General features: G+C 71.9%; 11 protein-coding genes. 3 read left to right on the top strand and 8 right to left on the bottom strand.

The features are described 5' to 3' along the window. Positions 1-12: 12 nt before the first annotated feature. The 4 genes from OG985_RS34080 to rpsA all read right to left on the bottom strand — a co-directional run bounded on the left by OG985_RS34080 (position 13) and on the right by rpsA (position 3,931). Positions 13-393 carry a tetratricopeptide repeat protein gene (locus tag OG985_RS34080; protein ID WP_371672200.1) on the bottom strand — a complete coding sequence of 127 codons (381 nt, stop codon included), beginning with the start codon at positions 391-393 and terminating at the stop codon, positions 13-15. Between the two features lie 50 nt (positions 394-443). Beyond that, on the bottom strand, positions 444-1,073 hold the full coding sequence (coaE, locus tag OG985_RS34075; RefSeq protein ID WP_371672199.1) for a dephospho-CoA kinase: 630 nt from the start codon (positions 1,071-1,073) through the stop codon (positions 444-446). Between the two features lie 31 nt (positions 1,074-1,104). Then, positions 1,105-2,043, bottom strand: a complete 939-nt coding sequence (locus OG985_RS34070) for a PAC2 family protein (protein ID WP_371672198.1) — start codon at positions 2,041-2,043, stop codon at positions 1,105-1,107. A gap of 373 nt (positions 2,044-2,416) precedes the next feature. Further along, positions 2,417-3,931 carry a 30S ribosomal protein S1 gene (gene rpsA, locus OG985_RS34065; RefSeq protein WP_371672197.1) on the bottom strand — a complete coding sequence of 505 codons (1,515 nt, stop codon included), beginning with the start codon at positions 3,929-3,931 and terminating at the stop codon, positions 2,417-2,419. Between the two features lie 318 nt (positions 3,932-4,249). On the opposite strand from rpsA, the gene OG985_RS34060 reads away from it, so the two are divergent. Then, the gene (locus OG985_RS34060) at positions 4,250-5,119 is read left to right on the top strand and encodes a class I SAM-dependent methyltransferase (protein WP_371672196.1); all 870 of its coding nucleotides are present in this window, start codon (positions 4,250-4,252) and stop codon (positions 5,117-5,119) included. Between the two features lie 15 nt (positions 5,120-5,134). Next, positions 5,135-7,681 carry an ATP-dependent helicase HrpB gene (gene hrpB, locus OG985_RS34055; RefSeq protein ID WP_371672195.1) on the top strand — a complete coding sequence of 849 codons (2,547 nt, stop codon included), beginning with the start codon at positions 5,135-5,137 and terminating at the stop codon, positions 7,679-7,681. Here hrpB and OG985_RS34050 read toward each other — a convergent pair. From OG985_RS34050 to OG985_RS34040, 3 genes are all read right to left on the bottom strand, one after another. Further along, positions 7,671-8,663 (bottom strand): DUF3068 domain-containing protein, encoded by a 993-nt coding sequence (locus tag OG985_RS34050; protein ID WP_371672194.1) that lies wholly within the window; start codon positions 8,661-8,663, stop codon positions 7,671-7,673. The genes hrpB and OG985_RS34050 overlap by 11 nt on opposite strands. Positions 8,664-8,706: 43 nt before the next feature. Beyond that, positions 8,707-8,841 carry an SPW_0924 family protein gene (locus OG985_RS34045; RefSeq protein WP_371672193.1) on the bottom strand — a complete coding sequence of 45 codons (135 nt, stop codon included), beginning with the start codon at positions 8,839-8,841 and terminating at the stop codon, positions 8,707-8,709. Between the two features lie 146 nt (positions 8,842-8,987). Continuing rightward, entirely contained in the window at positions 8,988-10,730 is a 1,743-nt protein-coding gene (locus OG985_RS34040; protein ID WP_371672192.1) for a lytic transglycosylase domain-containing protein, read from the bottom strand. Between the two features lie 401 nt (positions 10,731-11,131). On the opposite strand from OG985_RS34040, the gene OG985_RS34035 reads away from it, so the two are divergent. Next, complete coding sequence (locus tag OG985_RS34035; RefSeq protein WP_371672191.1) at positions 11,132-11,989, top strand: DUF4184 family protein; 858 nt, start codon at positions 11,132-11,134, stop codon at positions 11,987-11,989. Here OG985_RS34035 and OG985_RS34030 read toward each other — a convergent pair. Next, positions 11,910-12,368 (bottom strand): hypothetical protein, encoded by a 459-nt coding sequence (locus tag OG985_RS34030; protein ID WP_371672190.1) that lies wholly within the window; start codon positions 12,366-12,368, stop codon positions 11,910-11,912. The two genes, OG985_RS34035 and OG985_RS34030, sit on opposite strands and share 80 nt — an antisense overlap. Positions 12,369-12,565: the final 197 nt, after the last annotated feature.

Here is a 12,565-nt window from a genome sequence, read left to right as displayed (position 1 = left end):
ACGGACGACGGCTCACGAGTCGAAGCGTGCGGCCTTCAGGTACTCCGGGTTCGGGTCCAGCGCGGCCGCCAGGCGGAAGTGGCGCACGGCCTGCTCCGGCCGCCCCTGGCGCTCGTAGGTCCGGGCGAGGGCGAAGTGCGCGAACGCGTTGTCCGGCTCCCGCTCCAGGACGATGGTGAACTCCAGCTCGGCCGGACGCAGTTGCGCGCCGGCGAAGAAGGCACGCGCGCGCAGCAGGCGGGCCGCGGTGTTCTCGGGGTGCGCGGCGATGACCGTGTCGAGCAGCTTCACCGCGCCCCGCGGGTCCCGTGCGGCCAGGAGTTGTTCGGCGGCACGGAAGTCGATGACATGCGTCTCCGGAGTACGTCCGGTCGATCCGCTGGTCTCGGGCACGGCACAGTCCTTCCCTCTCTGGGCGGGTTCAACGCCCGGAAGGGCGGCGGCTATTCCTGGGACGGATGAGGCGCGTCCCGGCCGGCGTGGGCTCTGCGGACGAGTTGGGCCCATACGTCCGTCACCCGGCGCTGCAGCTCCGCCAGGGGTACGTCGTTGTCGATGACGACGTCCGCGATCTCCAGGCGCTTCTCGCGCGTCGCCTGGGCGGCCATCCGCGCGCGTGCGTCCTCCTCGGTCATGCCGCGCAGCCGCACCAGCCGGTCGAGCTGGGTCTCGGGGCTCGCGTCGACGACGACCACGAGGTCGTACAGCGGGCCGAGGCTGTTCTCCGCGAGGAGCGGGACGTCGTGGACGACGACCGCGTCCCGGTCGGCGGCCGATTCGAGCTCGCGCGAGCGGGCGCCGACGAGGGGGTGCACGATCGCGTTGAGGGCGGCGAGTTTCTCCGGGTCGGCGAAGACGATCGACCCCAGTCTGGGGCGGTCCAGGCTCCCGTCGACGGCGAGCACCTCCTGCCCGAAGGTCTCGACGACGGCGGCCAGGCCGCCGGTCCCCGGCGCGACGACCTCGCGCGCGATGCGGTCCGCGTCGATCAGTACGGCCCCGTGCTCGACGAGCAGCCGTGACACCTCGCTCTTGCCGGCGCCGATCCCGCCGGTCAGGCCCACCTTCAGCATGAGCGGAAGCCTAGGGCCTGGGTCGCGGGAGTCAGTTGTCGCCCTCGCGTTCCGCGAGGAAACGCTCGAACTCGAGGCCGATCTCGTCGGCGGACGGGATGTCGGCGGGTTCGGCGAGCATGTTGCCCCGGGTGTCGGCTCCCGCGGCTGCGTCGTACTGGTGCTCCAGGCCCTGGACGAGGGCCACGAGTTCCTCGTCGCCCTCCTGGACCTGCCGGTCGATCTCCGTCTGGGTGCGGTGGGCGTCCGTGCGCAGGGCGTGCGCGATGCCGGGCAGGACCAGGCCGGTCGCCGCGGTGATGGACTCCAGGACGGTGAGGGCCGCGTCCGGGTACGGGGAGCGGGCGATGTAGTGCGGTACGTGCGCGGCGACACCGAGGACGTCGTGTCCGGCTTCCATGAGCCGGTACTCGACCAGCGACTCGGCGCTGCCGGGGACCTGCGCCTCGTCGAAGGGGCTGCGGTGGCCGGGGACCAGGTCGGTGCGGTTGCCGTGCGGGGTGAGGCCCACGGGGCGGGTGTGCGGGACGCCCATGGGAATGCCGTGGAAGTTCACGGACAGGCGCACGCCGAGGCGCTCCACGACCTGCTGGACGGCCGCGGCGAAGCGCTCCCACTCCACGTCCGGCTCGGGGCCGGACAGCAGCAGGAAGGGCGCTCCGGTGGCGTCCTGGACGAGCCGTACGTCGAGGGTGGGCTCCTCGTAGTCGGTCCAGCGGTCACGCTTGAAGGTCAGCAGCGGACGGCGGGCCCGGTAGTCCACGAGCCGGTCGTGGTCGAAGCGGGCCACGACCTGGTGGGGCAGCGAGTCGAGGACCCGGTCGACGATCTGGTCGCCGGTTTCGCCCGCGTCGATGTATCCGTCGAAGTGGTAGAGCATGACAAGACCGGCCGACTCCTGGGCGAGCGCCACGTCGACGACTGCCAGGCCCTTCGGCTCCCATGCGTACAAACCCTGCGGATCAAGCACAGTGACCGCTCCTCCTCGTGTTCGTACTGCACAACGCGGTGCGGGGCGTGAGCATTCCCGCTCGCGCCTCTGATCAGGCGCCTCTTACCGGCTTTTCACGCGTGACCGCGTCGCGTGAGGGGGCCTGGCACCGGCCCCGCCGAGGTCGTGCCCGGCTCTCCTTCCCCTCTCCCACCTGCTGATCACGAAGGACCGGGGAAGCCTCCCAACGGTTCGTTACGGCACGTCAGTTACTCGTGTATCCCGTACGTTTCCCGCGCTCTCGCGGCCCGTTGACCCCTGGGACAGGGGGCACGCCCCCGCACACGGCTGAGGGACCGCACCTCGAAAGGTACGGTCCCTCAGTTACCTGCTGGGCCTCAGCGGCCTGCGATCAGCTCTGGCCGCCGGCCAGCTTCTCGCGCAGCGCGGCAAGCGCCTCGTCCGAGGCCAGCGCGCCGGAGGTGTCGGCACCCTCGGAGGAGTACGAGCCACCGCCACCGCCGCCGCCACCGGACGCGGCCGGAGCCGCACCCGCCGCGTCGCCGCCCTCGGCAGCGGCCTTCTCGTCCGCCTCACGGGACTTGATGACCTGCGCCTGGTGCTGCTCGAAGCGCGTCTGCGCCTCGGCGTACTGGTTCTCCCACACCTCACGCTGGGACTCGTAACCCTCGAGCCAGTCGTTGGTCTCGGGGTCGAAGCCCTCGGGGTAGATGTAGTTGCCCTGGTCGTCGTACGACGCGGCCATGCCGTACAGCGTCGGGTCGAACTCGACCGAGGCCGGGTCGGAACCGAAGGACTCGTTGGCCTGCTTCAGCGAGAGGCTGATGCGACGGCGCTCGAGGTCGATGTCGATGACCTTGACGAAGATCTCGTCGTTGACCTGGACGACCTGCTCCGGGATCTCCACGTGGCGCTCGGCCAGCTCGGAGATGTGCACCAGGCCCTCGATGCCCTCGTCCACGCGGACGAACGCACCGAACGGAACCAGCTTCGTGACCTTGCCGGGCACGACCTGGCCGATCTGGTGGGTGCGGGCGAACTGCTGCCACGGGTCTTCCTGGGTCGCCTTCAGCGACAGGGAGACACGCTCGCGGTCCATGTCCACGTCGAGGACCTCGACGGTGACCTCCTGGCCGACCTCGACAACCTCGGAGGGGTGGTCGATGTGCTTCCAGGACAGCTCCGAGACGTGCACGAGACCGTCCACGCCACCCAGGTCCACGAAGGCACCGAAGTTGACGATCGAGGAGACGACGCCGGAACGGACCTGACCCTTCTGCAGGGTGGTGAGGAACGTCTGGCGAACCTCGGACTGGGTCTGCTCCAGCCAGGCACGGCGGGACAGGACCACGTTGTTGCGGTTCTTGTCCAGCTCGATGATCTTGGCCTCGAGCTCCTTGCCCACGTAGGGCTGGAGGTCGCGGACACGACGCATCTCGACGAGGGAAGCCGGCAGGAAGCCACGGAGGCCGATGTCGAGGATGAGACCACCCTTGACCACCTCGATGACGGTGCCGGTGACGATGCCGTCCTCTTCCTTGATCTTCTCGATGGTGCCCCAGGCGCGCTCGTACTGGGCGCGCTTCTTCGAGAGGATCAGGCGGCCTTCCTTGTCCTCCTTCTGGAGAACAAGGGCTTCGATCTCGTCACCGACGGCGACGACCTCGTTGGGGTCGACGTCGTGCTTGATCGAAAGCTCGCGGCTCGGGATGACACCTTCGGTCTTGTAACCGATGTCGAGCAGGACCTCGTCCCGGTCGACCTTCACGATGACGCCGTCGACGATGTCGCCGTCGTTGAAGTACTTGATCGTCTCGTCGATCGCGGCGAGGAAAGCTTCCTCGTTACCGATGTCGTTGACCGCTACCTGCGGAGTGGTAGAGGTGGTCTCGGTGCTGCTCGTCATGTGGGAAAGGGCTCCGGTACGGACAGTGAGTCGTAGGTACTGCTACGCCGGGAGCCCGTGATCGCTCTGAAGAAGCCGGACAGCCAAAGAAACGCCCCACCAGTTACTGGTGATGGCGCCTCGAGAACCGAGGGGACATGCAACAGATGCGAGCGCAGCCTGCTACGTCTGAGGTGCGCAGGCCCGCAGCGCAACTTGTAGCATACGGGGGCAGCCGGACAGGGTCAATGCGCGAAGGCGCACACCCGGGGCGGATCACCGCAAACCCGGCACAAATCATGTCTCACGAGGCCACGCGGGCCCGACGGCGTCCCATTCGTGACGGCCACCGGACCGGTCGGACCGAAGAGCCCGCAGACTAATACGAGGGAGCCGATCATCCAAGAGTCCGAAGCGTCCGAACCGGAAGCCACCCGACGTGACGCGGGCGTCACGGAAAGCTCCCGGGCCAACCGGGGCTGGTGGGACCGCAACGCGGACGAGTACCAGGTCGAGCACGGCACCTTTCTCGGCGACGACCGGTTCGTCTGGGGGCCCGAGGGTCTCGACGAGGTGGAGGCCGAGCTGCTCGGCCCGGCGGAGGAGCTGGCCGGCCGGGACGTCCTGGAGATCGGCGCCGGTGCGGCCCAGTGCTCGCGCTGGCTGGTCGCCCACGGCGCGCGACCCGTCGCTCTCGACCTCTCCCACCGCCAGCTCCAGCACGCCCTGCGCATCGGCGGCGGCTTTCCCCTGGTCCAGGCGGACGCGGGCGCCCTGCCCTTCGCGGACGGCTCCTTCGACCTGGCCTGCTCGGCGTACGGGGCGCTGCCCTTCGTCGCCGACCCGGTACTGGTGCTGCGTGAGGTGCGCCGGGTGCTGCGACCGGGCGGCCGCTTCGTCTTCTCCGTCACGCACCCGATCCGCTGGGCGTTCCCGGACGAGCCGGGACCGGAGGGGCTGACGGTCTCCGGCTCCTACTTCGACCGCACGCCGTACGTCGAGCAGGACGAGGACGGTCGCGCGGTGTACGTCGAGCACCACAGGACGATCGGCGACCGTGTCCGGGACGTCGTCGCGGCCGGCTTCCGCCTGGTGGACCTGGTCGAGCCGCAGTGGCCGGTCTGGAACACCTCGGAGTGGGGCGGCTGGTCGCCGCTGCGGGGAAACCTGATCCCGGGCTCGGCCATCTTCGTGTGCGTGCGGGACTGAGACGGGACTGAGGACGTGATCCGTCACGACGCCCTTCGGGCCCTGCCGGTCCGAGACGCCCTGCCCGCCCTGGGCGGCGCTCTGGAGGACCACGGCACCGCCGTCCTGGTGGCGCCGCCCGGCACGGGCAAGACCACGCTGGTGCCACTGGCGCTGTCCGGACTGCTCGGTGACGGGCCGGCGCGGCGGGTGCTGGTGGCCGAGCCGCGGCGGATCGCGGCCCGGGCGGCGGCGCGGCGGATGGCGTGGCTGCTGGGCGAGAAGCCGGGCGACAGCGTCGGTCACACCGTGCGCGGGGAGCGGGTCGTGGGGCCGCGCACGCGCGTGGAGGTCGTCACGACCGGCGTGCTGCTGCAACGGCTCCAGCGGGACCAGGAGCTCGCGGGCGTCGACGTGGTGGTGCTGGACGAGTGCCACGAGCGGCATCTGGACGCGGACACGGCGGCCGCCTTCCTGTGGGACGTACGCGAGACGCTGCGGCCGGAGCTGCGGCTGGTGGCCGCGTCGGCGACGACCGACGCGGCCGGGTGGGCGCGGCTGCTGGGCGGTGCGCCGGTGGTCGAGGCGCGGGGTGCCTCGTACGACGTCGAGGTGGTCTGGGCGCCGCCGGCCCGCCCGGTACGGCCGCCGCACGGCATGCGGGTCGACCCGGCGCTGCTGACGCATGTGGCGTCGGTGGTGCGGCGGGCCCTGGCCGAGCACGACGGGGACGTGCTGTGTTTCCTGCCGGGCGTGGGTGAGATCGCCCGGGTCGCCGGGCAGCTCGGGAAGCTCGGCGACGTCGACGTGCTTCAGGTGCACGGGCGGGCGCCGGCCGCCGTGCAGGACGCGGTGCTGGCTTCGGCGGAGCGGCGGCGGGTGGTCCTCGCGACCTCCGTCGCCGAGTCCTCACTGACGGTGCCGGGGGTGCGGGTCGTCGTCGACTCGGGGCTGGCGCGGGAGCCGCGGGTCGACCACGCGCGCGGGCTGAGTGCGCTGGCGACGGTACGGGCCTCGCAGGCGGCGGGACGGCAGCGGGCCGGGCGCGCCGGACGTGAGGCGCCGGGCGTGGTGTACCGGTGCTGGGCGGAGGCGGAGGACGTCCGGCTGCCGCGTTTCCCATCCCCGGAGATCAAGGTGGCCGATCTGACGGCGTTCGCCCTGCAGACGGCGTGCTGGGGCGATCCGGAGGCGTCCGGGCTGGCCCTGCTGGATCCGCCGCCTGCCGGGGCGATGGCGGCGGCGCGCACCGTGCTGTCGGCGATCGGCGCGGTCGACTCCGCGGGCAGGGCCACCGCCCGCGGTGTGCGGCTGGCGCGGCTGGGGCTGCATCCGCGGCTGGGGCGGGCGCTGGTGGACTCGGCGCCGCTGGTCGGCGCCGAGCGGGCCGCCGAGGTCGTCGCGCTGCTCAGCGAGGAGGCGCCGCGGGAGTACGGGGACGACCTCGCGGCCGCCCTGCGGGCCGCGCGGCGCGATGGTGACGCCTACGCGGGACGGTGGCGGGCGGAGGTACGGCGCCTGCGCGCCCTCGCGCCGAGGCCGGCGCCCGGTGCCGACGCCTCCCCTGTGAACGCCGGGTCCGCGCGCGCGGGCAGGTGGGCGGACGCCGGGGAGGACCGGCTCGTCGGGCTGGTGGCGGCGCTGGCCTTTCCGGAGCGGCTGGCCAGGGCCGACGGCGGTTCCCCGCTCATGGTCTCCGGGACCCGAGCCGAGGTCCGCGAGGGTTCCGGCCTGCACGGCGCGTCCTGGATCGCGGTCGCCGTCGCCGACCGGCCCGTCGGCAAGGAGCACGCGCGCGTACAGCTCGGGGCCGTCGTCGACGAGGACGTCGCCCGGTTCGCGGCCGGCGCGCTGGTCGAGGAGCGGGACGAGGTGCACTGGGGCGGCGGGGACGTCGTCGCACGGCGGGTCGAGCGGCTGGGGGCGGTGGAACTGGCGGTACGGCCGATGGCCGACGCCGACGCCGGTCTCGTACGCGAGGCGCTGCTCGACGGGCTGCGGCGCGAGGGGTTGGGGCTGCTGAGGTGGTCGGCCGAGGCGGACGTCCTGCGGCAGCGGCTCGCGTTCCTGCGCCTGCACCTCGGCGATCCGTGGCCGGACGTCTCGGACGACGCGCTGCACGCGCGCGTGGACGAGTGGCTGGAGCCCGAGCTGAGCCGGGCGCGGCGGCGCTCCGGCCTCGCGCGGATCGACGCCGGGAAGGGGCTCACCCGGCTGCTGCCCTGGGCCTCCGGCGAGGCCGCGCGGCTCGACGAACTGGCGCCCGAGCGGATCACCGTGCCCAGCGGGTCGGGCATCAGGATCGATTACACGCGTCCCGAACAACCCGTCCTCGCGGTGAAGCTCCAGGAGATGTTCGGTCTTCAGGAGTCGCCCGCGGTCGCGGGCGTGCCCCTCCTCGTCCACCTGCTCTCCCCCGCCGGCCGGCCCGCCGCCGTCACCGCCGACCTCGCCTCCTTCTGGAAGGACGGCTACAAGGGCGTACGCGCGGAGCTGCGCGGCCGGTATCCGAAGCATCCGTGGCCCGAGGACCCGGCCACGGCCGAGCCGACGCGGCACACCAACGCCCGGCTCAGGCGGTGACCGGTTCCGGTTCGGTGTCCTCGGCGGGGGCCGGACCGGCCGGGCGCCGGCTGCGCGCCTCCAGCCACAGGGAGAGGGACAGCAGCAGGACGCCGAGGACCAGGAAGCCCCACGGCAGGTACGACGTCATCAGCAGGACCAGTGTGCGGCTCGACCTGACCAGGTCGACGGTGTGCTCGATGTAGTCCTCGCGCATCTTCACGTGGCCGGCGAACGCGGTCACCTTCTCGCGGCCGCCGAGCAGTGTGCCGCCGCGCAGTTCCTCCTTGTGGATCTCCTCGCCGTAGACCGGGGCGCCGGTCAGCGGTTCGACCCAGAACCTGCGGACGGTGGTGTACCAGATGGTCGTGCCGGTCTTGGCGACGGACTCGGGGGTGATGCCCGCGACGGGCATGGTCTTGGGGAACCTGACCTGGGTCCAGGGGACGGTCTGCTCGAAGTAGTAGACCCCGATGCCCCGGAAGTTCCTGGTGCCCTCGTAGTGGATCGGGGACGTCGTCCGGGTCTGCATGTCGAAGTACTGGTAGTCCCGCTTCTCCGTCAGGAACGGCCACTTGAACTCGATGCCCTGGCGTTTCACCGGGTCGCCGTCGACCATCTCGCCCGTGGCGTGAACGGGTTCCTGGGAGTGCGCGTCGAAGATGTAGCGCTCGGGGATCTTGGAGACCATCTTGCCGTCGGGGCCCTGGACATAGGACAGGCCGTCCCAGACGACGACGTCCCGGTGCGCGCTCCGCTCGATGGCCTCCGAGGCCTCCACGTTGCCCTTGAGGGTCTGCACGATGGTGACTTTGGAGACCTTCCTGGCCTTCATCGAGTTGTAGTCGAGGAGGGTCGCGCCCTTCGCCTCCAGCACCACGTCCTGGTAGCGGTTCGCCGGGACCTTGGCGAAGCGCGGGAAGGCGTACCAGCGCAGCAGCGGGGACAGGGCCGTGAAGAACACGGCGAGGGCGAGCAGAACCAGGGCGGTCTTGCGACGCATCGCAACCTCCTTACCGGGCGGTCCGGACAACCGGGCGGACGGTTCACGGGTGCGACGGCACCGTTGTCAGCAGGGGCTTCGGAGACGTCGTGCCGGTCGGCGCGCCCAGGGCGGTGAGCGTGAGGACCAGGGCGAACGCGAGGGCGACACCGGTCGCGGCGGCGATCAGGGCGCGCATACGGGCCTCCCGGCGAACACAACTGATAGGTCGTCAGATCGGGCACGGTAGCAACGGGCGGGTGAGATGAGAACACGTCGTACGCACAACGGCGGCGCCCCTCGCCGGAGGGGCGCCGCCGTTGTGCGTACCGGTGCTGCCGCGAGCTACGCGGAGGGGCTCGGTGACGTGCTGGGCGTCGTGCTGGGCGATGTGCTGGGGGTCGTGTCGGCCGGTGGCGTCTCGGCCGCCGCCACCGTCAGTTCGACCGTCAGCGTGGCGCCGCCCGCGGTGGTGACGCGCAGCAGGAACGTGCCGGTGGTGTCGTCGGCGTACAGCTTCGGCAGCTTCAGCAGACCGTTCTCGTCCGTGACCAGGCCCGTCAGGGTGCGGACGGTCTTGCCGTCCGCGTCCTTGAAGTAGGGGCCCTTCTCGATCACGGTCGCTTCGTCCGCCGACGTGACCAGCGTGGCCGTGGCCGCGACCTTGTCGGCGACGGCGCCCTTGTAGGTGGCCTTCACCTCGACCTGGTCCGCGAACTCGCCGCTCGGGGTGGCGGTCTGCGCCGTGTCGGTGGTGCGGGCGAGGGCGTCGGCGACCCGCTCGGTGACGGTCGCCGTGTAGAGGACAGGGCTGACGGTACGGCCGACGACGGCGGCACGGACGGTGACGTCACCCGTCTTCTCACCGGCCTGCAGCGCGGGTGCGACGGCCACACCGGAGCTGTTGGTGGCGATGGTGGCGACGCTCTCGCCGCCCTCGAAGGTCGTGTCGGTGTCACCGGTGATCGTGAACCGGACCCGGACCTTGGCGACGGTCTTGCCGGCCTTCGTCTCGGCCCTGGTGCTGATCTTCTGGGTGAACGCCTCGCCCGCCGTCGCCGTGAGCTTCGCGGTCCCCGCGTCCTCCAGGTGGTCCACCGTGTCGGTCGGCGTGGGCGGCGTGCTCGGCTGATCCGGGGTGCTGGGCGGAGGTGTCGGCTTGGGGCTCGTGCCACCGCCGGGCTTGCCGGGCCTGCTGGGCCCGCGGTCCGGCGTGTGCGGGGCCGGGGGCGTCGTTTCGGGGCTCGTCCCGGTGTCGCCGTCGCTGCGGCCGGAGGGGATGGTGCCGGTGCCGTCCGGGATCTCGTGGGTGCCCTTGCGGTAGTACTCCAGCCACGACAGGACCGTGTTCAGGTACTCCGTCGAGTTGTTGTAGCTGAGGATCGCGCGGTCGAGGTCGCCCTGCGAGGACAGGTCCCAGTCGTAGCGGCACAGGTAGTGCCCTGCGGCGAGCGCGGCGTCGTAGACGTTGTTGGGGTCCTTCTTGCCGTCGTCGTTGCCGTCGCGGCCCGCCCACTCCCAGGTGGACGGAATGAACTGCATGGGGCCCACGGCCTGGTCGTAGCTGCTGTTGCCGTCGTAGGCACCGTTGTCGGTGTCCTGGATGAGCGCGAATCCGTTGCCGTCGAGCTGGGGACCGAGGATCCTGGAGATCGTGGTGCCGTCCGCGTCGACGCGTCCGCCGCGGGCCTGGCCCGACTCGACGTTGCCGATGGCCGCGAGCAGTTGCCAGGGCAGGTTGCAGTCGGGCTTCGCCTCGCGCAGCGCCGCCTCGGCCTTCTTGTAGGCGTCGAGGACGGTAGCGGGTATGCCCGCCTCGGCCTCGGTCTGCGAGGCGGGGCTGCCGATGGTCGGCGCCGGGCTCGGGCTCTTGAGCGGCGGAAGGTCGGTGTAGTACGGCGAGTTGCCGGTCGCGCCGCCGTCGGCGGAGCTCGCGTCGGCCGCGGGCTGGGCGCCGGTGGTCTGTCTGCCACTGTCGTCGACCGTCACCCCCGGAGCCTGGGACGCGGACAGGGCCGCGACCGCGGCCGCGGCCACGGCGGTGGTCGCCGCTCCCTTGCGCAGCCTGCTGCCGAAATACGCCGCCATAAACGGAACCCTCCCGTTGGACGCCCGAGCGCCCGTCTCTGTCTGTCGTGTCTGTCCGTCGTGCTTCGCGTGCCCTGTGCGCACTGTGCGCACTGTGCTCGGTGCGCCGTGTCGTGTTCTCTTGTGCTCGGTTTCTCTTGTGCTCGTTCTGTTGTGACGATCGACCCGTGGTGCTGGTTGCCCTGGCGGCGCTTTTGCGTGCTTTTATTCATCGCCTCGACGTCTCCCCCCAGCACCGGGGCCCAGGCGACCCTACGACAACTTGCTTTGCACGGGCACCCGTTCGCGCCCGGTTTTCACCAGTTGGCCACGCCGCGTTGTACCAGGGCGCCGTCGCCCATACTGGACCGACGCGATCACCCGGCCGAGCGCTCGGCCAACGTCCGCCACGAGGAGCTCCGTTGCCGTTCACACTGAGCCACGCGGCGGCCGTACTGCCCGCCGTACGCGCCGACGGGACCGGCCGGGGCCCACTGGTGCCGGCCGTGCTCGTGGCCGGTTCCTTCGCACCCGACATGCCCTACTTCGCGGCGAGTGTCGTGTCCGGCACGATGGAGTTCGGGAGCGTCACGCACTCCTTCACGGGCGTCTTCACCGTGGACGTGCTCATCGCCTGGACGCTGGTGGGGCTGTGGCTGCTGGTGCGCGAACCGCTGGTGGCGCTGCTGCCACGCTCCCGCCAGGGCCGGCCGGCCGCGCTGCTGCACTGCGGGGCGCCCCGCACGCGCGTACGGCCGTCCTCGGTGGCGTGGTGGTACGTGTCCGCGGCGCTCGGCGCGCTGACCCACGTCGTGTGGGACGCCTTCACCCACCTCGACCGTTGGGGGATGCGGCTGTTGCCCGTCCTGGGCCGGGAGCTGGCGGGCTCCCCCCTGTACTGGTACCTCCAGTACGGCAGTTCCGCCGTCGCCGCCGTCGTCGTCATCGTGTTCCTGGTGCACGCGCTGCGGCAGGCACCGGCGGCCGCCGAGCCGACCGGCCTCGCGGTCCTGTCGGCCCGGGACCGGTACTGGGCCGGTGCCGTGGTCGGCGGCTGCGCGCTACTGGGAGCGGTACAGCGGGTGACGCGGTGGTGGGACCACTGGGGAGCCACGGCCAGGCCCTGGGAGGTGGTCCCGACACTGTGCTTCGGGGTGGGCGCGGGACTGGTCCTGGGTGTGCTGCTGTACGCCGCGGGCGTCAGGACGTGGCGTCCGGCCCGGGTCCCGGACGCTTCGGGCGAGGCCGGCCGGGAGCCGAGCCGTCCGAGTCCCCGCTGAGGGGGTCGGCGGCGGGGGCGTCGGTGCCGGGTGCGACGAACACGGTGACGCCGGCTGCCGGACGTGGCCGCGAGAGCGGGGCGAGCCGTGCGAGCCGGGCCAGGGCCAGGGTCAGACAGCCGCGCCCCAGCTCGGCCCACAGGCGCCAGTCGACTGCCGCGTGCAGGCGGACGGCGTCCCGTGCGGGCGCGAGCCGGTCGCGGAGGGCCGTGGCCGCCTGACGCGGCGCGGTCAGGGGGCCGGCGGGAACGCGGGCGGTGCTTGCGTCGGCCGCGAAGACCGGGACCGGTGGGCGGGGCATGGACGGGGTCGCGTCGGCGTTCGCCTGTGCGTGCGTCCGTGCCTGGGCCGTCCGGCGGTGGAGCATGCGTATACCCATGGCGGCATCCTCGCGGCGGGAGACGCCGGGAGGCTCCTTCGCGGGGGCCAGCGGAGTGACGGCCGCGGGGTGGCCCTGATCGGGGGCGGCCCTGCCCGGGGGTAGCCCTGACTGGGGGCAGCCCTGACCTGCTGGGCCGCCCTGCCCTGTGCTCCCGTCTGCGGGTGCGTGGGGGCTGGGCGCGCAGTTCCCCGCGC

It is taken from the genome of Streptomyces sp. NBC_00289 (assembly GCF_041435115.1).
In the GTDB taxonomy this organism is placed as follows: domain Bacteria; phylum Actinomycetota; class Actinomycetes; order Streptomycetales; family Streptomycetaceae; genus Streptomyces.
The sequence above is the reverse complement of the archived record's forward strand: the minus strand, read 5'-3'. Positions and strand labels throughout refer to the sequence as shown.